This is a genomic window from Dyadobacter endophyticus (genome assembly GCF_014641595.1).
GTDB classification, from domain to species: domain Bacteria; phylum Bacteroidota; class Bacteroidia; order Cytophagales; family Spirosomataceae; genus Dyadobacter; species Dyadobacter endophyticus.
Genome location: NZ_BMIA01000002.1, coordinates 438541 through 463399 on the forward strand (window position 1 = coordinate 438541; position 24859 = coordinate 463399).

16 protein-coding genes and 2 riboswitches are annotated in these 24859 nt (G+C 51.8%); of the genes, 6 read left to right on the top strand and 10 right to left on the bottom strand.

All coding sequences use genetic code 11. From position 1 onward, the window contains the following. Positions 1 to 106: 106 nt before the first annotated feature. A riboswitch (cobalamin riboswitch) is annotated at positions 107 to 249 on the bottom strand. A 75-nt stretch (positions 250 to 324) separates the two neighbouring features. Continuing rightward, positions 325 to 509, top strand: a riboswitch (cobalamin riboswitch). 103 nt (positions 510 to 612) lie between these two features. Beyond that, entirely contained in the window at positions 613 to 1272 is a 660-nt protein-coding gene (locus IEY24_RS14010; protein ID WP_188933048.1) for a hypothetical protein, read from the top strand. Between the two features lie 51 nt (positions 1273 to 1323). Then, positions 1324 to 3465 (top strand): TonB-dependent receptor plug domain-containing protein, encoded by a 2142-nt coding sequence (locus tag IEY24_RS14015; RefSeq protein ID WP_229222277.1) that lies wholly within the window; start codon positions 1324 to 1326, stop codon positions 3463 to 3465. A gap of 36 nt (positions 3466 to 3501) precedes the next feature. Here IEY24_RS14015 and IEY24_RS14020 read toward each other — a convergent pair whose 3' ends face one another. From IEY24_RS14020 to IEY24_RS14035, 4 genes are all read right to left on the bottom strand, one after another. Continuing rightward, entirely contained in the window at positions 3502 to 4986 is a 1485-nt protein-coding gene (locus tag IEY24_RS14020; protein ID WP_188933052.1) for a SusD/RagB family nutrient-binding outer membrane lipoprotein, read from the bottom strand. Positions 4987 to 4998: 12 nt separating this feature from the next. Beyond that, positions 4999 to 8214, bottom strand: coding sequence for a SusC/RagA family TonB-linked outer membrane protein (locus IEY24_RS14025; protein WP_188933054.1), 3216 nt, complete (start codon positions 8212 to 8214; stop codon positions 4999 to 5001). A 135-nt stretch (positions 8215 to 8349) separates the two neighbouring features. Beyond that, positions 8350 to 9273, bottom strand: a complete 924-nt coding sequence (locus tag IEY24_RS14030; protein ID WP_188933056.1) for a nuclear transport factor 2 family protein — start codon at positions 9271 to 9273, stop codon at positions 8350 to 8352. A gap of 234 nt (positions 9274 to 9507) precedes the next feature. Further along, entirely contained in the window at positions 9508 to 10356 is an 849-nt protein-coding gene (locus tag IEY24_RS14035; RefSeq protein ID WP_188933058.1) for a CHRD domain-containing protein, read from the bottom strand. 216 nt (positions 10357 to 10572) lie between these two features. Here IEY24_RS14035 and IEY24_RS14040 point away from each other — a divergent pair, with 216 nt between their 5' ends. Genes IEY24_RS14040 through IEY24_RS14055 form a run of 4 tightly spaced genes read left to right on the top strand, consistent with a single transcriptional unit; the run spans position 10573 to position 13428 of the window. After that, the gene (locus tag IEY24_RS14040; RefSeq protein ID WP_188933060.1) at positions 10573 to 11661 is read left to right on the top strand and encodes a sensor histidine kinase; all 1089 of its coding nucleotides are present in this window, start codon (positions 10573 to 10575) and stop codon (positions 11659 to 11661) included. Positions 11662 to 11673: 12 nt separating this feature from the next. Then, complete coding sequence (locus IEY24_RS14045; protein WP_188933062.1) at positions 11674 to 12165, top strand: copper resistance protein NlpE N-terminal domain-containing protein; 492 nt, start codon at positions 11674 to 11676, stop codon at positions 12163 to 12165. 16 nt (positions 12166 to 12181) lie between these two features. Next, the gene (locus IEY24_RS14050) at positions 12182 to 12694 is read left to right on the top strand and encodes a copper resistance protein NlpE N-terminal domain-containing protein (RefSeq protein WP_188933063.1); all 513 of its coding nucleotides are present in this window, start codon (positions 12182 to 12184) and stop codon (positions 12692 to 12694) included. A gap of 26 nt (positions 12695 to 12720) precedes the next feature. Beyond that, on the top strand, positions 12721 to 13428 hold the full coding sequence (locus tag IEY24_RS14055; RefSeq protein ID WP_188933065.1) for a LytR/AlgR family response regulator transcription factor: 708 nt from the start codon (positions 12721 to 12723) through the stop codon (positions 13426 to 13428). 157 nt (positions 13429 to 13585) lie between these two features. Here the strand turns inward: IEY24_RS14055 and IEY24_RS14060 are convergent, their stop codons facing one another. The 6 genes from IEY24_RS14060 to IEY24_RS14085 form a co-directional block, all read right to left on the bottom strand. Next, positions 13586 to 15541 carry an SGNH/GDSL hydrolase family protein gene (locus IEY24_RS14060; RefSeq protein WP_188933067.1) on the bottom strand — a complete coding sequence of 652 codons (1956 nt, stop codon included), beginning with the start codon at positions 15539 to 15541 and terminating at the stop codon, positions 13586 to 13588. A gap of 1002 nt (positions 15542 to 16543) precedes the next feature. After that, positions 16544 to 18076 carry a RagB/SusD family nutrient uptake outer membrane protein gene (locus tag IEY24_RS14065; RefSeq protein ID WP_188933069.1) on the bottom strand — a complete coding sequence of 511 codons (1533 nt, stop codon included), beginning with the start codon at positions 18074 to 18076 and terminating at the stop codon, positions 16544 to 16546. Between the two features lie 27 nt (positions 18077 to 18103). After that, entirely contained in the window at positions 18104 to 21517 is a 3414-nt protein-coding gene (locus IEY24_RS14070; RefSeq protein ID WP_188933071.1) for a SusC/RagA family TonB-linked outer membrane protein, read from the bottom strand. Between the two features lie 37 nt (positions 21518 to 21554). Next, complete coding sequence (locus tag IEY24_RS14075; protein WP_188933072.1) at positions 21555 to 22565, bottom strand: FecR family protein; 1011 nt, start codon at positions 22563 to 22565, stop codon at positions 21555 to 21557. A gap of 172 nt (positions 22566 to 22737) precedes the next feature. Further along, the gene (locus tag IEY24_RS14080) at positions 22738 to 23268 is read right to left on the bottom strand and encodes an RNA polymerase sigma factor (protein ID WP_188933074.1); all 531 of its coding nucleotides are present in this window, start codon (positions 23266 to 23268) and stop codon (positions 22738 to 22740) included. 212 nt (positions 23269 to 23480) lie between these two features. Next, positions 23481 to 24845, bottom strand: a complete 1365-nt coding sequence (locus tag IEY24_RS14085) for an enolase C-terminal domain-like protein (protein ID WP_188933076.1) — start codon at positions 24843 to 24845, stop codon at positions 23481 to 23483. Positions 24846 to 24859 lie beyond the last annotated feature (14 nt).

Sequence of the window (24859 nt, forward strand, 5' to 3'; positions counted from 1 at the left end):
CAGCAGAAAACAGAAAGGCATTCCCAGGCAGCGACGCCACCGGGCAATCGAAACGGGCGAAAACCCGACGAATATCCAAACCAGACCCTGCTTCATACCGCGAAAGCATTGTCAACAAGGAAAGGTCAGGTGCTCTGGCTTGGGTTAATTTTGAATGATTGACCCTTCACAGTTGCGCGACAGCTCGTGATTCTCACACGATTCCCCTGGAATGCGTTGATACGCAATACCTTTTCCTGTTGGAGAAGTAAGTTAAAGAACTTTTTGTGATGTAAAGTTAGCGGTATTCGGCTATTAATCTGGTTTATCTCCCACAAAAACACATAGCTTTGCATATTCATTGGTTTGCGCCTCCGGGCGCGATTAAAAGGGAATCCGGTTTAAATCCGGAGCAGTACCCGCTGCTGTAAGTTCACTAACGATGTTCTTGGAAGATGTCACTGGGGTTACCCCGGGAAGGCGCAAGAACTTGAACGAGCCAGAAGACCTGCCATTGAATCATCCGGTTTTGCTTTCGGGAAGAAAGGCAAGAGGAAACGGCAGGCTGCGTTGCGGTTGAGCCACTCCCTGCATTCTCCCATAAGTTAATTTCTAATTTATGCGGAAATCCAAATGATTCATTATCTGCTTATTGACTCCCTGCTCCTCGGCGTGCAGCATTCCTTTGAGCCCGACCATATGGCTGCCGTTTCGGTGTTAGCCACGGAGGAAAAGAAAAATTATGATCCACGGGGCGCGGCGCACCGGGGCCCGGCCGACCGTTGGAAGCTCATCTGGCGGTCGTCGCATTGGGCGCTAGGGCACTCGCTTACTTTGATTTTATTCGCGGTACTGGTGCTCCTACTTAAATCAACGATGTCGCTTCACATCGCGGACAGGGTCGAGCTGCTTGTCGGCCCGTTGATGATCTGGCTGGGAATACTGGCGATCCGGCGGAATTTTAGCAAAAAAAAACCAGAGGTCGCCCCTGCTGACCACAAAGTTAGTCGCTCGTTCTGGGTCGGAATGGTGCATGGCCTCGCAGGTACGGGCGGTGCATGCGCCGTGGCGCTTACGCTAGCCGCCAGCGATGCTATGACGGCGGTTTGGATCATCGTTCTACAAAGTCTGGGCATTATCCTTTCGATGTCGGCCTACGGCTATTTTTTCGCCTTCTCTATCGGGCGCTTTGCCGAAAAACGCGAGCGCTTTCTGACAATCGTCAACTATCTCGTTGGGACATTCTCGATCCTGATCGGCGCGACTACACTCTATGAATCATTTCAATTTTAACCAATGCATACCCACTTTTACCAAACCGCCCGCACTTTCATCAGCGGATCAATGCTCTCAATATTAGCCATTTCGGGTGCATCAGCACAAGAAAGCAGTGCAGATACTTCGGCCCGGCAGCTCCTCGACCCGATAGTCGTGACAGCTACCCGTTTTGAAACCAAAAAAGAAAAGATCGCTCAAAAGCTGGACATTATTTCCAAAGAGGATATTCAAATGACGCCGTCCAGCGACCTGACAGACATTGTCAGGAAAACAGCGTCCGTGGATGTGATTCAGTATCCCAATTTATCTTCCGGCATCGGGATTCGCGGGTTTCGTCCACAATTCTCGGGGTTAAACCAAAGGACGTTACTGCTTATCGATGGCCGCCCTGCCGGTGCCACCAACCTGTCGCAAATCAATTTAAATGGTATTGAAAGAATTGAAGTTTTAAAAGGACCAGCATCCTCTTTGTATGGCTCACAGGCGATGGGCGGTGTGATCAATGTCATCACGCAACGCTCCAAGGGTACGCCAGGGGGCAATGCTTTTCTGGAATATGGTAGCTTTAAAACATTGCAGGCGGGGCTTAACACAGGTGGAAATATCACATCAAAACTAGACTACGATCTATCTTTCAGCTACTTAGAAAGATCCAAAGATTACAAAATTGGAGAAGACAATTGGCTCCGTAATGCATTCGGCTACAAACACGCGAAGAAAAATTACACCGACCGTCCTGCCGTCCAAACCGACGAAACGACCGGCGATGGTACCCGGCGGCCTTTTACAAAATTGCATTATTTCACCGGTGCATTGAGGCTGGGCTATCAGATCAGCGAGCGTTGGCGTGTGGATATACGCGGGGAGCAATTCCAGGCAAGAGATGTGGAATCGCCGGGTGAACTGTCGTCAGGGAGTACGGAGGCGAGTACCAAAGATGTAGATAGGCAGGCACTTGATATTTCCCTAACGGGGCAGATCGGGCAGCACAGCCCGAGTGTGAAAGTGTATGCTTCGGAAGAAAACACGAGGAATTATACCCAAAATGTATCCGGTAAGGCCGTAATACCTTTCCGCTCCGCGCAGGGACATAATGCGTGGAAAGGAATCCAGGTAAAAGACGTCTGGAAGCTCGGCCGGCATTCGGTGATATTGGGCTACGATTACCTCAATGCCTCCACCAACAGCCGCCGCTGGACCAACGACACCACTGAGCGTGCCCCGACACAACCCGAATACGCATTGATTTCCAGCGCATTTTTCGGACAAGCATTGCTGAATTTCGGTCAGCTCACGCTGCAACCGGGTATCCGCCTGGACCACATTACCTTCGACGTCCGCCAAACGCCATTGTTGCCCACCTACAAGGCTGGCAGGAAAACGACGCCGTTCACCAGCCCCAGCCTCGGCATTACGTATGCATTGCTGCCATCGCTCCGCGTAAAAGCCAACATCGGCCGCGCATTCGTCACTACCGACGCTTATAGTGTTGCCGGATACAACGAAATCCGCGATTCGAAAGGCCGCATTGCCGTCACAGCTGGCAACCCAGACCTAAAAAACGAAAGCAGCGTGAACTGGGATTTGGGTCTGGATTTCAACAAACCGCAGTCAGGGTTCGCGGCCAATGCAACTTTTTATAGCACGAAAGTTGAAAACCGCATCGCGAAGATCATCAAAGTCGTGAACGAACCTTTGGACAATGGGGATGTGATTACCTCACGGGCCACGTTTGTCAATGCCGCCGACGCCGAAATTACCGGTCTGGAAACTGAGCTGTCGTATGATTTTGGAGCAAAAACCGATTACCAATATTCATTGAAAGCATTTTGGAACGGCAATTCCATAATTAAGGCCAGAGAACTTATCGTTGGCACCGATGCATCCGAAATGCGCCGTGACATTCAGAATGTCGCCCGCAATACATTCAATTTTGGCTTGGCTTATGATAATTTAAAATGGCTGCAACTGCGGCTATCCGGCAGGTCAGTCGGAACGAGAAAGGATATTGATTACACCGACCCTATCAATCCTGAAATAGAATATCCAAAATACATGGTGCTGGATTTCGTCGCACAGTTCAAAATCTCGGGCGGCCATACCATCGCTTTGAAAATGAACAATATAACCGATGAAAATTACTACGAAAAACGTGGTTATAACCTACCTGGAAGGGCATTGTCGGTGCGGTATTTGAAGAGTTTTTAGGAGGACGGCCAGGCGTTGAAACCTGGCCGTTCTGCATTAGTATTTATCCCACCAATTCTTCACCCCTTTACTATTTCGACCTCCCAGTTTCTCCACTGCCGTTCGGTAATGCGTGCCGTTGAGAGAGGCTTCTACGAGCGGGTAGCTCATGCGTTTTGAAATGTCGGTAACGTCCGGGTCCAGCGAGCCATCGGCAGGAAGGGCGAAAATAGCCTTGCCGGTGATCGGGTCCTTAAAATCGAGGCGGAGGCGTTCGAGCCAGCCCTGAATGCCCTGGGTGTACATCGCGATCCATTTCTGGGAACCGATGCTATCTTTCCATTTGGCGGCATTGTAAGGCACTTTTTTAAGGTATGCGTTGATGTTCTCTTCCCGCACACCCGCGAAGCGCATAGACGCGGCGATACCTTCCTGATAATATTGCGCGGCGGTTCCGGTAAGCCCTACTTTCAGTTCGCGGGCCTGGATTTCGGCGAGCATGAATTTCACTTCAGCCAGGTCGAGCCAGATCGTCGGTGCGGTGGCTCCTACGGCATAGTCGGCAGGCAGGCTCACGAGTGTAGGGTCGCCGTTGGAGCTGGCGTTGCTGTTTTCCCGACCATACACTTCCCCCACATAATTGTTGGTATTAAGCAACGGCTGAGCGAAAACAGGCAGCCGCGGGTCAGCATATTGTTTGAGGTAATCGATAAACGGCTTCGACATCGAGAAATCTACACGCACCTTGAACGACTGGTTCATCGGGTTGTTGTTCGGAGGCGAAGGCAGCCAGCGGAACAACGCGCTATGCTCCTGGGTGCTGATAATGCCGCCATTGGCCGGATCGAGGGCTTTCCTGATGGCTTCGGTAGCTTCGGCAGGTTTCACGTCGATCATCCGCAAAGCAATGCGAAGGCGCAGCGAGTTGGCGAAGCGCTTCCAGGCATTCACATTACCTCCATACAAAACATCACCCGTGGCGTAGCTCGGTGCGGCTGCGTCCAGGGTCTTAACCTGCTCGTCGAGCGTGGCCAGCAGCCCGGCATAGACTTCCTCGCCCGTATTGTATACAGGCGTGACGTCATCCGCATTCAATGCTTCCGCATACGGGATCGGGCCACCGTAAATGTCTGTCAGGAAATGATAGGTATACGCCTTCATGATTTCCGAAATCGCAAGCCGGTTTTGATGGCCGGGCCATTGCGAGTCCTTTTCTATCTTCTGCGCTTCGTGGAGCTCATTCAGCACATCGGTGTAAAATGTGTTCCACATGATTTGGTTGGTATTCTCGCGGATCTGGTAGCGGCTCTCGTCGGAATAGTAGGTCGACGACCAGTACTGGGCATAATACATCCCAAAACGGCCGTTGTTCCATTCGTCGGTAATATTGGTGGAGAAATTGTATTGCGCATTGGTAAGCAGCTGCGCCGATGTGGCCTGGTCGGCACGGTTAGGGTCCGTATTTATTTCCTCAAAACCGTTGGTGCAAGCCAAACTCGACGCAAGCAGCATTACTGTGGTTATTTTCCTGATATTTTTCATCGCTGTTTTCATTTAAAATCCGAAAGAGACATTCACACCCATCGAGCGGACGGACGGCAATGCGCCGCCTTCCAGCCCCTGCCAGTTGGAGATGGAGTTAGTAACTGCGGTGGGGTCGACATGTTTGGAGTTTGATTTGATCAACCACAGGTTCCGGCCTGTGAGCGAAACGCGTACTTTGCTGAAAGGCGTTTTGGAAACCCATCCAGCCGGAAAACTGTAACCCAGACTGATTTCACGCAGATAAATGTAGCCCGCGTCGATCACATCGATCGAATTGATATTATAGCCGCCATTTCCATTGCTGCTGTAATGGGTGCGTGCCGGAATAACCACATCGTTGGGCGTACCGTCCTCTTTCACGCCCTCGGCAATCAGGCCATCCTCGCGGATGCTTCCGGTTGCGGTTTCTTCCAGGATTCCCGTCTCACGGCCAAACATTTGAGTGGTGGAAAAGAAGCTGCCGCCTTTCTGGAAGTCGATCAGTGCCGAGAGGTTGAAGCCTTTGTACCGGAATGCGTTGGTAAGCCCGCCGGTAAACGACGGCAGCACCGAGCCGAGTACCTTCTGATCGTCGGAGCGCAGGTAGACGCCCTGTTCGTTCACGACCTTCTGGCCTTTTTCATTATATACAAAATCATACCCTACAATGGAGCCGAACGATTCGCCTTCACGCGCTTCCAGCTGCACCGCGAAAGACGCATTGGCCAATACCATGGTTTTCTGGTCGGTGGTCAGGCTTACGATCTTGTTGTTGTTCTTCGCCCAGTTGAACGTGACGTCCCATTTGAAATGCTCCGTCGAAACCGGCGATGCATTCAGGCTGATTTCGATGCCTTTGTTTTCGAGCAAGCCAGCATTCACGTATTTGTAAGTGGCGCCCGTTGCTGCGGACCGGCTCAGCGGAATGATCTGGTTCCGCGTGCGGCGGTTGTAATACGACAAGTTCAGTCCCAACCGGTTGCTGAACAACTTCATTTCAGTACCAAATTCATATTCCGAAGTGATTTCTGGTTTCAAATCCGGGTTAGGTAATGTATTGGGTACCGAAACACGCGAATCCGTCCCAAACGGCTGGTAAAGCAGGTATGCGAGCATCACATTATAAGGGTCTGTGTCGTTACCCACTTGCGCGAGCGCCGCGCGGAGTTTCAGGAAATTCAACCAATTAACATCGATCAGACTCGACGCGATCCATGACACGGAACCCGAAGGATAGAAATACGAATTGTTCTTCAAAGGCAATGTCGACGACCAGTCATTCCGCGCACCCAGATCGAGGAAGAGCATATCCTTATATCCCAGGGACGAGCTTGCGAACACCGAATTAATGCGCTTTTTGGTCTTCAGATCCGTAATATCCGGACGACCCATCGATGCTTCGAGGCTGAATACATCGGAACTCAGCCCGTCGACCGTCTTCGAAATGAGTGTCGTGCCGGTACGGGTCATACGGTTCACGCCGAGGTTTGCATTCCATGAAAAGTCTTTCGTAAAAAACCTGTTATAGGATAGCAGCCCCTGGAAATTGTTTTCGAGATGGCCGTACTTGCTGAGCCAGTATTGCGAAGTGTACTGCGAGCCGTTGGCAACCCTTTCCTCCTGCGTCTCAAAATAGGTATCGGTCATGTATTTCAGTTCCGCGGTGAGCCCGTCGGTCAGCTTGTAGCTTGCGCCAAGATTGCCAAAAACCCGCGTGCGGCCGTCGGTTTCGTAGTTTTTATGCCTTACCCAATAAGGGTTATTGGAGTACCGTGGCGTAGGGTTGAACCATGAGCTGCGGTTCCAGGTGAGCTGTGTGCCGTCGGGGAGTTCATACTCCTTCATTTTGGTAAAATCCACCTGTCGCTGGCCCCATTGGGTAAACTGCACCATCACATTGCCGCCGTCGTCGCCATAGCCGGTGCCCGGCCTGCCTTTGGCCGAGTGCGTCACAAAATTCGCGGAGCCCGAGATCGTCAGGTTTTTAATCGCCTCGTAGCTCGCATTAATGCCCGCATTATGACGCACGAGTTTGGAATTGGGGAGGATAAACTTCTGGTCGAAGTTTGAATAGGAAATGCGGTAGGAACCTTTGTCGGTAGCACCATCGAGCGAGACGTTATGGTTAAATGTGCCTCCGGTTTCGAAAAAGCTTCTGATATTGTTCGGCTGCGCCTGCCAGGGTACTACTTTCCCAAAATCGGGGTTACCACTGTCCTTGTCCCAGCTCCAATAGGGCCTGTAAAGCTGCCCTTCAAACTTCGGCCCCCACGATTCGTCGGTGGCATATTCAGGAAGCAGGTCGTATGACCCCAGGCCGTCGTTATCGTCGTAGCTGCCCTTTCTGTCGGCCGGGAATGCCTCGGGGTTTTCATTGTAATAGAGCTTTTCAAAATCATAGCCTCCGCCATATTTGTTTTGATAACGCGGCAGCTTGTACACTTTATCGATATTGTATCCAAATGTGTAGCTCAGGTTGGGTTTCCGGGATTTGCCGCCCTTTTTGGTAGTGATCACGATTACCCCGTTCGAGCCGCGACTTCCGTACAACGCTGTTGCCGCAGCACCTTTGAGCACGGTCACATTTTCGACGTCGTTCGGGTTCAGATCCTGGATAGAATTCCCGAAATCATAACCGCCCGCACCCCGCTGCTGTTCGAGCGAATTCGTGTTCCGGTTTTCCATCGGCATTCCATCCACGACAAAAAGTGGATTATTGTTACCGTAAATCGAGTTGATGCCCCGGATGTTGATCTTCGCAGAGCCGCCCATCGAACCGGTGTTACCTGCCACTTGCACACCCGCGAGCTTACCCGAAAGGGAATGGACGAGGTTGGCTTCCCGCACATTGCTCAGCTCTCCTCCATCCAGCTTCTGCGCCCCGAAACCGATCGATTTTTCCTCGCGCCGGATGCCCAATGCGGTTACCACCACTTCGCCCAGCTGCCGGGTGTCCTCCGTAAGCGCAACGTCAAGCTGTGACCGATTGCCCACTTTAATTTCCTGTGTTTCAAAACCGATGTAACTAAAAACCAGAACGGTCGTATCGCTTCCCACCCTGATCGAATACGCCCCGCTCCCGTCGGTCTGCGTGCCCACATTCGCGTGCTTAATCTTGACATTGACACCCGCCAGCGCGGTACCGTCATCTCTGGTGGTGATCGAGCCCGTCACCGCCCTCTCCTGTGCGATCGCATGCATTGCCGGCAGCAAAAGCATGCACCCTATTGAATAGATATTTTTCATGGTATATATGGATTGGTAAAAAATACGCATGTGCTGCCAGCGGGAGGGACGCGGCAAGTGGGTGAAGCGATGCAGTGGGCACAATGCTTCCATTCACCGGCTATACGGCCGGCGTGACAAGGAATGCGTTAATTGTTAACGAAACAGGCTAACCTGCTCGGCAACGATCTTCCAGCCTTCGGGCCGGTGTTGCCAGACGCGGGTAAAGAATCCCTCCACAGTTTTGCCGCCTGTTACGGCCTTTGTTTTGCCGAAACAATAGGCAAGATCGCCTGCTTTGGAAATACCTTGTCCTGACCTGATAAATTGGTATGATTGAATTTGCTGCTGAGCTAATGTACCAAGCGCATCCGCCTTGGTTTTGCCGAATGGCCGGTCGCTTCTCAGCAACACGACTTCATCGGCCAAGTACTGCTTGTAGGCCTGATCGGCATCCTTTCCGGCAACTGCCGAAAATGCGTCTTCGGCTTTCCAGGGCTGCGGATCGCCGTCATTTATTTTGGGTATCGGTAAAATATAGTCATACGCAGTGTTGCTTTGCGGTTCGGGATCGCGCCTGAATACCTCTGTTGCGTTCTGTGAGTGGATCACCCCACCATCCAGCATTACCTTGAACTGCCCCGCCGCATTCTTTTTCCAGACCGAAAAGAAATAGCCCGAGCCTACCGCCGCCTGTGTTCGATCGGCAAAAAACTGAAACGGACCGGAGGTAAACCCCATATCGCCACCCTGGGAAACATGGCCGATCAGCGGGTACCATTTCAAAAGATCTTTCCCATCTTTCGGCGCCTGGCTGTATTGCAAAATACCGTTCACTGCGCCTTCACCATTAAATATTACCCCCGCACTGTCCAGATAAGCCAAAAACGCCGTTGGTACGTCTGTTTCGACGGCCTTTGCTGCAAATGCCTGCTCTTCGCGGATCAACAATGCCAGATCGGGGTCAATCTGCTGTGACCACCCACTATATACGCAACCCAGGCACAATGCAATGCAAAGCATCCCGCTTTTGTAAAAATGCAGGGCAGTATCACGCAGGATATGTACAATTCGGGACATGCGGAACGATTTAGTTAGGAGTTAGTACACAATAATACAGGATCTTACAGAATTGTAAAAGCGTGCGTACCGGCTCGTCGACGAACGACCGCTGGTATCGGCCAAATGCATTCGTAGAATAAAACCGTCGTATAAATGTTGTGCTATGCCGTTTGTCTACAATATTCTTCCTTCCAAAAAAACAATCCCGCCCCCAGGCAAGGCGGGCGGGATTGTTTTAATATATTGAATGGGTCAGAATTCGATCTGCCCGCGGATTTCTCCAGCCGGATGGAGAATGTTATGGATGTTGAAATAGTAGAGCCCGTTGAGCAGTTCCGTTTCCTTAATCTTCACACCATCCACCATCACCGAGTTGGAATATTCACCCGATAAGGTTTTGGGGAAATTGGTAAAAAAATCGTGCTGAATACCTGCATTGGCGCCGCGGGCGGCCGTTCCGTGAATATGCGAGCCGGTGGGCGTGGCTTCCAGGTCTTTCCATTTGATAAAATAGCTCAGCAACTTCGTCGATTTGTTGTACATCACATCCACTGTTCCCGTAGCGGCGGAAACGACAGGCGGCATCTGTTGCGATCCTTCGAGCAGCAACCCTTTTGCAACAACAATATGCGGCTGGTTGTAAAACTCGATCTGCCCGCGGATCTCACCGCCGGGGTTCGTCGGAGTGTGAATGTTGAAATAATACAGCCCATTCAACAAATCGCTTTCATTGATACTTGTTCCGTCCACAAGTACCGACGACGAGAAAGTGCCGGTCTGGGTTTTCGGGATCAAAGCAAAGAAATCGAATTTGATACCCGCATTGGTACCACGCGCCGCAGTCCCGTGTACGTGCGCACCCGTAGGAATACCCGTGAGGTTGGCCCAGTTGAGGGTAAATGTGAGCATATGCGTGGTTTTGTTATACGAAACATCGGCCCAGCCGGTTGCCTGCGTCTGTTTTGCCGGTAACTCCTGCGAACCGCTCAATGGTAAACCATTTTGCATGACAACATCCTGCGGGGTATCGTGGTCGGCGCATCCCGCAAACAGCGCGACGAGCAACCATACCGCTCCAAACTTGCATAGAACTTTCATCATTTGGTTTATGGGGTTGAGTTGAAAGATTTGTATAAGGTATTCTACTAAAATTACAATTAATTAAGCATACTTCCTGAAAATCTAGATCAATAAAAAGTTAAGAAATCGAGATTTACGGATTCTGGCCTTTCCTCTACTTTTTCGCGCGTTGGTCGATATAATTTCATCGGCAGCGATCTTTTCCATTCATTTACTACATCATTTCAAAACGCGCCTATGGAAACGCCCTTTCTGGAAAGACAAATGCGGTTTCCGCTCTTAAACCGCACCGTTACAGTCAAATATGCACTGGTGCATGCCTGCTATTGGCTGCTGGTCACGGGGTTCTTCCTTTACGAAAAGCGCTACCTGATTTACAAGGCCAGTCTCAATTATTTCACGATCTGTGTGATTGCCCGGGTGGCGCTGCTGATCGTCATCGCCTATCTGAACCTGCATTATTTCTTACCCAAATACCTTTTAAGAAAGAGATATGGGCGGTACTTCGGGCTGGTCCTGCTATCGATCCTGGGCTATCTGCTCGTCCAATGCCTTTTCGACTATTATTTATATGGCTACGTGATCGGCCCGTTGCGGAACAGCAATCTGATAGAGGCAATTTCTTACAATTTTTTCAGCACACTCTGGTACCTGGCACTAATGGTGGCGCTCAAACTGAGCATCGACTGGTATGAGCAGCAGCGTATCCTGCAAAAGATAGTCGTCGAGAAGCTCAATGCAGAGGTTAATTTCCTCCGTTCGCAGGTGAACCCGCATTTTCTCTTCAACATCCTGAATAACCTGTATGCGCTGACTTTGAAGAAATCGGACCTGGCACCGGAAGTGGTGCTGAAATTGTCCGAGATGATGGAATACATGCTCTACGACAGCGACGACAGCACGGTTTCGCTCGACAAGGAAATCAGCTATCTAAATAACTATATCGAGCTCGAAAGAATCCGTTACGACAACAATCCGGATATTTCGCTGGAAGTTGCCGGCAACCCCGACGGCAAGGAAATCGCTCCGCTGCTGCTGCTACCGCTGCTCGAAAACGCATTCAAACACGGCGTAAGCCGAAAGTCGGACAAAGGCTGGCTGCATGGGAAGATACATGTGGGGCCTTCGGCGCTGGAAGTGACGATCGAAAATAGCAAATCCAATACCGCGTGGAGTGCCACGGCGAAGGATGGCAAAGGCGGTATTGGTCTTGTCAACCTCAGGAAGCGCCTGGAATTGCTGTACCCGTCGCGCCATAGCCTGCGGATCGATGATCAACAGGAGCGTTTCAGTGTTTTTATGGAAATTAATTTAGCCAATGCATAATCAGAATTTGTCATGAAAAAATCCGTCTGGCTTCCGCTTTTACTCCTTGCAGGGTGGACCGCGCCCGATCTCGTATCGCCTGAACCTGAAATATTTGTTGCCGCCACACCTTGCGATGCCGTACCGAGGCACCTGCTTGCCATTTCCGCCAACGTTGATTGTGAAATGATCAAATGGCGCCTCACACTCCGCCGCGACCCGCGCAACCTCGGTCGCGACGACTTCAAACTGCAATACACCTACGGCATGACCAAGCCCGGCACGCAGGGATTTATGAATGATGGTTTCAGCAAGGAGATTTCAGGTAAATGGGTTATTTCAAAAAACACCGGCAAGACTCCTGGCAAACAGATTTTCACGTTACAATCAACTTCCTCCCAAAGTGCCATCAATCTCCTGCAAATGAATGACCGCATGCTGCATTTACTGGACACACAAGGAAATTTAATGATCGGCAATGCGGGTTTTAGTTACACTTTCAACAAACAGAACGCTAATCTGTAACAACCATCTGTTAGCCATGAAAACACTATTGTTCATTACTGCTTGTTTCATTGTGCTGCAAAACGCGGTGGCGCAATCGGCTTCACCGGCTAATATCCCTTCCAAAACGACCACCCGCCAGCCCATTGCAGAAGGTGCGAATGTGTGGGGCGTGTTTCACGGGCGCGTACCGTGCCAGACGATGGCGGAGGTCATGCACATTTCCGTCCACGCCAATTGCGAAAAACTAAAATGGGGCTTTACATTCTTTCAGGACCCGCAAACCCAAAAACCGACGACCTACGCATGGGACGGCTCGCTTTTCCGTGACAAACCACGGACGGGCAAATGGACGCTCGTTAAAGGTACCGCCGAAAATCCCGAAGCCACCGTCATCCAGCTCGACCCCGACCAACCCGAAAAGTCGATCTATTTGTTGAAGGGCGATGAAAATGTGTTATTTATACTCGACGGTTCGAAAAAACTCATGGTGGGCGGCGACTATCTCAGCTATACTTTCAACCGGGTTTCCAACCGGGTAACAAACTAATTTTCGCGGGACTAAAATAACGACGTATGTTGCAGTGCGTGATTGTCGACGATGAACCTCTTGCGAGAGAGATACTGGAAGAATACCTGCAAAAATCGGGCATTACGGGCGCCGCTCAGTTCAGTAACGCACGCGAGGCGCTCGCCTACCTGCAAGCGCACGAACCCGACGTCCTGTTTCTCGATATTGAAATGCCGGAAATCAACGGCATCGACTTCCTGAAATCACTCACACAACCACCTGTAACTGTCTTCACCACCGCCTATCGCGATTATGCATTTGAAGGTTACGAGCTCGGCGTCATTGATTTTCTGCTGAAACCCATTTCCTACCCCCGTTTCCAGCACGCGCTCGAAAAAGTACGCGACTTCCTGCAACTCAAGGAACAGAACGCTAATCTCGAACAGAATCTATCAGAAGAAAAGCCCGACTTCATATTTGTCAAAAGCGGCGTCCAGCGCGTGCGCCTCGCCTTTGACGATATTTCGCACATCCAGGGCCTGAAAGACTATGCCATCATCCACACTGCCGCCGGCAAAGTCGTCATCAAAGGCTCTGTGAAGGCCATGTTGGATATCTTCCCGCCTGCCCGTTTCTTGCGTGTGCATAAGTCGTTTATCGTGGCCATTGATAAAATCCTTCGCATTGAGCGGAACCGGATTATCTGGGGGAGTTACCATATTCCAATCGGACGGAGTTATCGGGAGGAGGTGATGCGGGTGATTGAGCGTTAACTCTATTCGCCGGCCAAATGTAAGATCTGCTCGAAATTTTTTTGGGAATACCTGAAATTCGTCAACTGAATTTTACCAAGCAGAGGTTTAACTGAGCTGATGGTATTGGCAAGCATTGTCATATTGCACGCTACACTTCTTGTATCTAGGCATTACCTCACTGAGGCTGCCCAAGCACGCTTAACAATTGCAGCGCAGCCTCATTACGCGCGTTCAGCCTCAGCACCTTCCTCGCATACCGCAACGCCCCATCCCGATTGTCCATCCGGTAATAGGTCGAAGCAATGCGGTTCAACACCGAAACATCCGACGAATCGGCCGGCAAACGAGCCCGGAGCGCTACTACTTCCTGCACCAGCGCACGCATAGGTGTTAGATTGAAGCCGGACGCATTGTTCTGAATCGCATAGTCGAGGTATGGAATAGCCTTTTCAGGCTCATCCATTTTTAAAAACAGCACAAATAAGTACCGTGCAGTTTCAAATGACGGTGCGATACCGAATGCCTTTTGAAAACTGAACAAAGCACGTCGCTCATCGCCGAGTTGGCCGCTGAGCATGGCCGATTTGGAATACAACGCATTGTCGAAGGGCTTTTCCAAAATGAGTGCCTCCACAATCTCCCGGGCTTCGAGATAGCTTTTGCTTTCGATATAACTGCTATAAGCCTGATCCATCGCATTTTCCCACGAAATACGCCGGTAAGCCAGGTCAAATGCGACGCGTTCTTCGAAGGTCTCCGTTTTCACCGAATCCTGGGCCAGCGCCGCATTGAAAGGCCAGCTTCTTTTCAGGTTCGCGACTTTATACGCGCCGGCAAGTGAATCGATGATTGGAATTGGCATATCCCTTTTTAACATAGCGAGAGATATTTCCCTTGTTGGTTCCGGGCGGATAAATTTTGCTTTTTTCAGTTCCTCGTAAAACGCATTGGACATTAATGCATAGCCTTCCAGATTCGGATGGACATGTTCAAGAATAAGCTCATTGCCGATAATTCCTCCCGGCGAATGTGCTTCAAAAACGCCCTGCATGTCTACGAGATGCGTATTCGCGTGATCGGCAGCCAGTTGGCTGAGAATCGTATTAAACTCCCCCGGCGCCCGGAAACGCAGGCCATCCAGATCCCGTGCCTTGGAAAAATACTTACGTGAGGCATTTGCATGGGCGAGGGCAAACTCCTGCATCCCAAGGTTATAGTTCGAAAGTGCATTACCCTCGTAATCTTCGGGGTAGCGGGTATTATTTTCAGAAAAACTCACAAACGGTTTCAAATCACGCTCGTTGCTGACGAGGTTACTGATAAAAACCGGCACATTGTGCTCCGTAAAAATATCCAGCACCTTACCTATATTGGCTTTGAACTGCTCCAAACCACGTTGGTACAGCTCCGATTGATAAGGAATCTGCTGCTCGGCCACCATCCGCTGCATGCGCGTGCCGTCATTTTCAGCTTTGCCGGAAGTTACTGATCCCAAAGCCTTGTGATACAAATCAGTGGCCAGCTGCAAGGTTTTCAAAGCCCTCAACCTCAATATACCATTTACCAACGCCGGGCTACCGCCAAGCTTCTCCGTCGAACCCACGCCCATTGCGCCGTAATACTCATTATGCCCGGTGTAGATCAAAACGGCATCGGGCTGAAAATCGACCACTTCGCGCGCGAAGCCCAGCACGGTGTAAGAATTCACGGCGGTCAGGGCGATGTTGATGATCTCAAAATGCTGGTCAGGGAAAGTGTGTGCGAGCCGGTATTGCAGCCAGCGGTGGAAGGAGCCATTATGAAAATAGGGATAACCGATCGTGGTAGATTCTCCCAAAACGAAAATCCGACGGGTGCCGGGAGCCTTCTCTTTGCGAAAAGGCTCCACGTTACCGGTCGTCGCATTCTTCTGGTCGATGAAATACCGTTTGGAAGCGTCAGGGTTTAGGAACAGGTAATTTTTGTCCGGAGGGTATTCGATGAAAAGGTCCAGGTCGTAACCATAATGAAACAGCCGCAGGCCGCATTCAAGCAGTAACATCGACAATAATGGCAATGCCATGCTGATCAGTCGGAACAGCCAAACTCGCTTCCTGCTCTCGGTTACCGCCGACGGTACATATACCTGCATATCTCTCATAAGGTCACACACACAACCCAAGGCTTCGCCTTGGGACTCCGTAGTCTGTCCGTACCGGCCTTAGACAATCCGGCATCCTATCTCTCGGCCCTGCTATGGCTAAAGCCGGAGGATCGTACGGCGCCTGGGCCCGAGGCTGAAGCCTCGGGTTGGGGCTAGCCATACATATCACTAGCTCACCCAAACCCAAGGCTTAAGCCTTGGGTTATCACATCTGCCTCGCACCGGCTTTAGCCACAGTCTGGCGTCGCATCTGGCGACTACGCTGTGGCCAGTGCCCGGGGGGCACAGGCACTCGACCCCTGGCTGAAGCCCCGGGTTGGAGCCAGCCATACATCTCACTAGCTCACTCAACCCAAGGCTTAAGCCTTGGGTTATCACATCTGCCTCGCACCGGCTTTAGCCACAGTCTGGCGTCGCATCTGGCGACTACGCTGTGGCCAGTGCCCGGGGGGCACAGGCACTCGACCCCTGGCTGAAGCCCCGGGTTGGAGCCAGCCATACATCTCACTAGCTCACTCAACCCAAGGCTTAAGCCTTGGGTTACCGCATCTGCCTCGCACCGGCTTTAGCCACAGTCTGGCGTCGCATCTGGCGACTACGCTATGGCCAGTGCCGGGGAGCACAGGCACTCGACCCCTGGCTGAAGCCCCGGGTTGGAGCCAGCCATACATCTCACTAGCTCACTCAACCCAAGGCTTAAGCCTTGGGTTATCACATCTGCCTCGCACCGGCTTTAGCCACAGTCTGGCGTCGCATCTGGCGACTACGCTATGGCCAGTGCCAGGGAGCACAGGCACTGGCCCCGAGGCTGAAGCCTCGGGTTGGGGCTAGCCATACATCTCACTAGCTCACTCAACCCAAGGCTTAAGCCTTGGGTTACCACATCTGCCTCGCACCGGCTTTAGCCACAGTCAGGCGTCGCATCTGGCGACTACGCTGTGGCCAGTGCCAGGGAGCCAGGCGTGCGGCGCCCGAGGCTGAAGCCTCGGGTTAGTACCCCTCATTCTGCTTCCATTTCGGGTTCCGGGCCATCTCGTTGACGGGTATTGGCGCGAGGTATTTTTGTGCAAAATTGGTATTGGCCGGAATCGGGTTTTCTTCGGCGCTGCGCTCGGCTACGATCTTCGGCAGAAGTTGCAAACGGACGATATCGAACCAGCGAACCCCGAATTCTCCCGCAAACTCATATGCACGCTCGTACACGACCGAATCGCGGAAAGCATTCGCCGAGAGCCCGGGCGTGAGGTTGGGCAATCCGGCACGCTTCCGTACCTCGTTGATAGCTGCATAACTGGCAGCGGTTGGCCCGCCTCCTGACATGGCCGATGCTTCGGCATAAGCCAGCAATACAAGCGGGTAACGAATAATGTCGTACACCTTGTTGGTACTCGGGTTGATCGAATTAATCGTCGTCTCCGTTTCCGAAACCCCGTCGCCGTTCAAGCCGGCGCGGAATTTCTTGTAATAGGGATGGCGCGCATGTGTTTCGGGCGAATCCCAGGACACCAGTTTGAACGTCTTGCCGTCGGGCTGGCGGAGTTTCAAAGTAGTGTAGAAGGTGTCATCGGTACGTTTGCATTTCGGGGCCTTCTTGTAAAAATTGATTTCGGGATAATAATCATCCCAGCCACTCGAGCCGTTCGTCGCCACTTCGTCCAGAGGTACGCTTGAAGAGCCCGCGCTGCGTAGCGGCAGGCCGCCATTGACATTGTATTGCAGTCCAAAAATCGATTCAGGGCCATTGTTGGTGGTAAATACCTGTGCATAAGGCGTATTCAGATTGAACTGTCCCGATTTGATCACCGCATCGGCTTCGGATGCCGCCTGGGCATAGTTACTGGCCTGGTTCAATGGCCAGCCCGTCATCGTAAGATACACGTCGGCCAATAGCGAGCGGGCAGCCATTTGATCCGCCTTTCCCGGCGCGTTGTCGAATTTGACAGGCAACAATTCTTTTGCTTTCTGCAAATCGGCGATAATGGCCTCGTACACCTTCTCGATCGGATCGCGGTCGGGACGATCGTCGACATCGATCGGCGTGAGGATCACCGGCACGGGACCGAATGTGCGCACGAGGTAATAGTAGCCCAATGCACGCAGGAAATAGGCCTGCCCGGCCGATTGGTTTTTCTGCTCTTCCGTCGAATTTACTTTGGTATAATTCGCAATCACATTGTTCGCCTGGTAAATCCCCTGCCACGGCCCCTGCCATTGCGCTACCATGCTCCCGTTGCCGCTGCCGCCGCTGAGCCGGTCGAACAGGCGGAAATCTTCTTTATTCAAACCCGGATCGGTCGTAAAGTCATCGGAACCGAAATAGGACGTGCTCCGGTTGGTGAAGCCCCAGGCACCGTCGCGGGCAAACTGAATATAAATTGCCGACACGGCGCCATCCAGGTCCGATTGCGTTTTGAAATACGTGCCGGGCGTCAGGTTCGCCTTGGGGTCCTCTGTCAGGTTCTGGCAACCCGGGAATACCGCCGCGGCCATCAGAATAGATAGTATTGAATATTTGATTTTCATAATGCTCTTTTTAATGTCGTGAAACCATTACAAGCCTAGCCGCAGACCCACCGTGTAAGTCTTCGCGTTGGGGATCACACCCATTTCCAACCCCTGTGTAATAGCATTGAAACCATTCGAAACCTCCGGATCGTAGCCCGGGTACTTGGTAATCATAAACAGGTTCTGGCTGCTCAGGTACACTTCCACGTTGCGGGTTTTGATTTTATTCAAAACCACGGCCGGCAATTTGTACGTCAGCGACACGTTTTTCAGCTTGATATAGCTCGCATTGTAAACATACCGGCTGCTGTTGTTAAAGTTCTTGCTGGTGTTGCTGAATGCCGGATTGTCCGTTTCATTTTGCGGTGTCCAGATGTTGAGCGCATCCTGCGTGGTGGCATTACGCTGGTCACCCAGCCCGCCCCAAAGGTAAGCGAGGGTTTGCGAGTAGATCTGATTCCCGTGCGTGCCCTGGAACATAAAGCTTAATGTGAAATCACCATAGCTCACATCGTTGATAAAACCGAAGGAATATTTCGGCGTTCCGTTTCCGATCGGCATACGGTCGGCAGCGGTGTAGGCGTGGTCGCCGTTCACGTCGGTGTATTTGGCGTCGCCGGGTTTCATACCGAATTTGGTCGCTTCTTCGGCTTCATTGGTTTTCCAGGTTCCGAGGAATTGATAACCGTAAAACTCGCCCAAAGGCCTTCCTACGCGCAGGATCGACGCGCTGTTACCGGCCGAACCAATCCCGTTCACGATCACATTATCCAGGCCGCCCAGGTCGGTCACCTTGTTACGGTTGAATGAAATGTTGAAATTGGTCGTCCAGCGTAGTTTACCCGAACTAACCGGCGTTCCGCCCACCGAGAACTCGATCCCGCGGTTCTCCACGCTACCGATATTGCGCAGGTAGTCGCCGCCGCCCATGTAAAATGGCGCCTGGTAATTATAAAGCAGGTCGGAAATGTTCTTTTTGTAGGCATCGGCTGTGAATGTCAACCGGCCGCGCAGAAAGGAGGCATCCAAACCGACGTCAAACTGCTCGGTACGCTCCCATTTGAGGTTTTTGGAAACCGGCGCGCCCAGTGGCGTAGCTACGCTCGGCGTGGAGCCATCGTAGTAATAAGCTGGTTGCGGACCGCCCGTGGAGATCTGCGCAATAGTAGCGTAAGCTCCCACGGCCTGGTTGCCGGTTTGCCCGTAGCTCGCACGCACTTTCAGGTCGGAAAACACGCGGGAATCCTTCATGAAATTCTCGTTGGCCACATTCCAACCCAATGCCAGCGAAGGAAAAGTGCTGTATTTCTGGGTCAAATGGGAGGAACCGTCTGTACGGACCGCGGCAGTAAGCAGGTATTTCTCTTTATAAGAATAATTTACCCGCCCCATGTACGACTGCAACGCATCCTGCGAATAGCCCGAACTGGTCTGCTGGGTAGCGCCGAGGCTCAGGTTATAATATCCCAACGCATAGGACGACAGGTTGTTGGCACGCGCATTCAGCGATGTGTTATTGCCATTCTGCTGCTCGTACAAGGCCGTAACCGTAACCGAGTGGTCGCCGAAAGTATTTTTGTAGGTCAAAAAATTGCTATTTTGGAAAAAACCACCGCGTGACGCATTGCCTTCCGCGTACAAAACCCCATTGCTGGTACCCGGCCCAAACAGGTTTTGTGTGAAGCCCGTGCGTATCTCGTAGGTATTAATGGTCGTAAACGAAAGTCCTTTCAGAATGCGGTAAGTCAGAATAGCCGTTCCGGTAACATTCGCCTGGCGGTTATCAAACTGCTGGTTGGTAGCTCTTGAAATAGGATTGTATTGAATAGAACCATAAGGTGCCGTGTAAATGAACTGCCCGGTAGCCGGATCGCGCACGGGCGAGGTCGGGTCCCATTCAGTGGCCTGGGTGAACGGATCGACCAGGTCACCCGAATAGCCATTGTTACGGCTCTTTGGCAGCATTGCCGCCACGTTGAATTTCAAATCGATTTTGTCGTTCAGCTTCGCATCGATATTCGCGCGCAGCGTCGTCCTTTTATAATATTGGTTTAAAATCAAACCCGGCTGATCGAGATAATTGGCCGAAAACAAATAGCGGACATTGGAAGAACCGCCCGACACATCGAGCTGGTAATTCTGGATCCACGGTTCCTGGTGCAGCTCGTCCTGCCAGTCGGTACCGCCATTCGCCTTCAGCTCCGCCAAACGCTGATCCGAAAATGCAGCCGCATTGCCGGTTGATGCAAACTGCGCATTCACGGTTCTTGCAAAGTCATAGGCATTCATCAAATCCAACTTCCTGGGAATGCTCGCCTTGCTGAACCACGTGCTGAAATTGACGCGTGCCTTACCTTCTTTGCCCGTTTTAGTCGTGATCAAAACCACGCCGTTCGATCCCCTCGAACCATAAATAGCAGCCGACGAAGCATCTTTGAGAATTTCCAGCGACTCGATATCGTTCGGGTTGATGGATTCGATATTACCGCCCACAAACCCATCGATTACGTATAATGGCTCGTTGGAACCGGTAATCGAATTGGCCCCGCGGATGCGGACATTCAACCCCCTGCCCGGCTGCCCGCTCGAACTGGAAACCGTCACGCCCGAAGTGGTACCTTGCAATGCCTGCTCCACGCGCACCAGCGGGCGCTTTGCAATTTCTTTTGCCGAAACGCTGCTCGATGCCCCGGTAACGTCGCTTTTACGCTGTTCGCCATACCCTACGACGACGATCTCGTCCAGCCCGCGCTCACTTACCTGCATCCCCACATCAATGCTCGTGCGCCCGCCTACGACCACCTCCTGGCTCGCATACCCCACAAAACTGTATACCAGCACCGCGCCGGACGCCGACTCATCGGGGATTTCCAGCTCATACCGGCCTTCCGCATTCGTGGTAGTACCGCGTTGGGTTCCTTTGAGCACAATGCTCACACCAGGTAATGCGTCGTTCTTTTCGTCGGTCACCTTGCCTCGAATGTTGATCACCTTCGGAGCATTTTCCGGGCTGATCGTGCTGGCGCCCGGCTGGTTGTCCAACGATGATTCCGCGCCGGCCGGCACGCTACTGGCCGGTGGCAGCTGGGTGTGCCGCAGGCTTTGTTTCAACTCGCGCACCGAATTTGCGTCGGCGTCTTTCGGGAAAATGGCGTAGATCTTGCCATGTTTTTTATATTCCAAACCATTGGTTTTCAGGATGCGGTCGAGGGTTTCCTCGATGCTTTCGCCATTCCGCCCCTGATACTGCACCTGCAACGACTTGATCTTGTCATTGTGATACATAAAATATACGGAATGCCGCTTTTCGAGGTCGTGCAGAACCTGGTCGAGGGTTCGATAGGACGGCTGCTCGCTGCGTTGGGGTTGCGGGACCTGCCCGCGGGCGAACGTCTGGGCATTGGCCACAGAACCGCCAACACATAGCAATCCCATCATGAGTAAGTTGATCTTTTTCATGTGCATTGGTTGAAGGTTTCGATAAAAATTTTAGCTGCTAGTTAGGGCGGCCCCGGATCGTCACCCGGTGCTCGTGTTGTGAAATGGTAATGGGAAGAATGCTTTCAAGCGCACTCAGAAGATCGTCCATATTATCGGTCGGGACGATTCCGTTCACCGTTTGGCTTTTCAAAGAATCATTTTCAATACTAACGGTCACTCCATACGTTTCCTGGATCAGCACGGCTATTTCCGCCAGCGACGCGTCGTTCAAAGTCCAGCGGTTGTTCTTCCAGGAATACATCGGGCTCGCGTCGGGCAGGTGACGGATGTGCAACCGCTGTTTACTCCGCGAAAAATCGACCAGGTCACCGGGTTTCATCCGAATTTCCTTTTCCGAAGGGTCATTGAGCCGCAAATGCACCAGGCCTTCGCTCAGTACTACCTGCGTCTGGTACTGCCGGGTATTGACATTGAACTCCGTCCCACGCACTTCCACATTCAAGTCGCGGGTATGAACTGTGAATTTGACCGCCTGACCCCCTTTTTTCAATTTGCTTACACTAAAAAAGGCCTCCCCTTCCAGCCAAACCTCACGCTCGGTGCGCCTGCCCCATCGGTCAGCAACGCGCAAACTCGAATTTGCATTGAGCGTCACCAGGGTCCCGTCGGGCAGCAGCACCCGCCGCGATTCGCCGAACGCCGTGTGGTAGGTATGCTTCTGACCCGTCCGGTAGAAATAGCCTCCAAATGCGACCAGCAGCAGTACCACCGCGGCCGCGGCTTTCAACCATATCATCCGGTTTCTGAAAACGATAACTTCCCCGCTTTTACCTTCCTCGATTCCCTGCCAGATCCGGTCGACGGTTTCAGAGCTTGGAGCCGTGCCTTCATCGGACGAAGCGAGCAACACCATTTGCCGTGCCAGTTCAATGTCGCGGGCCTTAGAAGGATTGTTGCGCAGCCAGTCGAGCCAGAAGCGTTCCGTTTCGGGAGTAGGATGAAGCACCCAGCTGCAAAAAAATGCATCGGTCGCAAAATCCTCCGGCTCAAATGACAAATAATTCATGGAAAAATCTGGTTTTTCATCCTTCAAAAACAAATGGAGAAAAGGTCGGTAGATTACCCCCGGAAAAAGAGAATTATTTTAAAAAAATCCGATGCGCCCTCCCGCCATTTAAAAATGACGAAAATATATCTATGACCGTCGTTTTTAAACGACGGAAACGAGCGGGCAGGGGTTAGTGAAAAATCAGGAGAATCAATGCAGTTAAAATGATTTCAGAATAGCCCGATAGCAACTCGCGGAGCCCCTTCATAGACTTTTGCAGCGTATTATGCACCGATTGCAGCGAGATATTCATGATCTCGGCGATCTGCTGGTGGTTGAACTCGTGATAGTAGCGAAGATTCACCACCTCCTGCTGGCGTGGAGGCAGTTGCGTGAGCGCACGGCCAAGTGCGCGCGAGCGGCCCTGTTTGCTCTCGGTATCGATGAGTTCACTTTCTGTCGAAACGGAAAAAAACCGGTGCTCGAAAGCGGAAATCTCCGCCCCGGCACCGGCTACGTTTCGGTTTAGCGGGTGCTGCGTGATCTTGCGGCGCAACACCCGGAAAAGGTAATATTTGATGCTATCGGTGTTTGAAAGCCTTTTGCGGCTGTTCCAAAGCTCGATGAATATGTCCTGGATCGAGTCTTCGACCAACTGCGTATCGGCAGTCAATTTATGGCCATACCGGTAAAGGACGTCGATATGGGATTTGTAAAGCATTGAAAAGGCCGTTTCATCCCCGCTTCGGAAACTTCTCCACAAGTCTGAATCATTCATAGGAAATGGTGCCGGAAAATGGATCGATAAGTCCGGCAAACCTAAAATCCCACCCTTAAAAAAAGCTTAACAAAGCATTAACAAGTCCCGTTTTTGGTCATTTTTTTAAACAATTTCAATAAAAAATAGGTCATTAACATTTCAAATACTGATTATCAGGGTTTTAAAAGCGTTCCGTCGCTCTTCCGTACCGTCCACCGCGACTTGGTTCCGATCGGATATTTGGCGGCTTCCTTTTCGTTAATGTCAATGCCGAGGCCTGGGGTTTCGTTCACATAATAGTAACCGTTCTTGATGGTCGGGCAACCCGGGAAAACTTCCTGGACCTTCTCGCTGAACCGCTGGGATTCCTGGATACCGAAGTTCCACACGGCGATATCAATATTGTTGTTGGCCGAATGCCCTACCGGCGAAGTGTCGCCCGGCCCATGCCATGCAGTCTTCACATTGAACCATTCGCCGAGTCGCGCCACTTTTATGGCAGGCGTAATACCGCCGATCTGCGAAATATGGCAGCGGATGTAGTCGAACAGCTGGTTTGCCATCGGGTCGCGGAACTCGTTGATATTGTTAAAAAGCTCTCCCATCGCGATCGGCACGGTCGTACTCTGGCGCAGCTGTTTGAACCAACCCATATTCTCGGGAGAAAACGGATCTTCGATGAAATACGGGCGATATTCTTCCAAACCTTTGATCATATTGATGGCATCCATAGGCTCCACGAGCTCGTGCATATCGTGCAGCAGCTCAATGTCCTCGCCGCATCTTTTACGCACCATTTCGAACATTTTCGGAACGCGTTTCAGGTAGGTGCGCTGGTCGCTGAAATCGTCAGTAGCCCGGCCGAAACCCGCAGCTTTAAAATCGGGCTTGATCTCTTCCATGGCCCCTACCCCTCCGTAACCGCCCTGCTGGATGCGGATGTGACGGAAACCTTCGGACATATATTGCTGTACTTTATCGGCGATGGCCTCTGGCGTAGGCCCGCTCGCGTGTGTGTAAGTATCCACCGCAATGCGCGCCTTCCCGCCAAGCAACTGATGTACAGGCACATTGGCGCGTTTCCCTTTAATATCCCAAAGAGCTTGATCCAGGCCCGATAATGCATTGTTCAGCACGGCGTCGTTGCGCCAGTATGAACTCACATAGGCCGACTGCCACATATCCTCGATATTATCGACGTCCTTTCCCACACAAAACTCATCCAGGTAAATATCCACCGCCGGTACCACCACCTTCGCGCGTTGTGTGAACGTGGCGCAACCGAGGCCGTAAAGTCCTGGTTCGGAGGTTTCAACTTTCACAATCACGAGGTTGGAGCCGCCCGGCGCGGTAGTGATGGCTCGCACTTTTTTGATCGTCACAGGCGCCGCGCCTTTGGCATATTGCGGCGTTACGTAGCGCTCGGCGCGGGCTCTGGGGCTGTCGAAAAGCGATAGCAGACCGGCCGCAGAACCTGTCGCGAGCATTCTCATCGCGTTTCGGCGGCTGGTTTCGGTGGAGTTTTCTTTCTTGTTCATGCTGTACAGGTTTA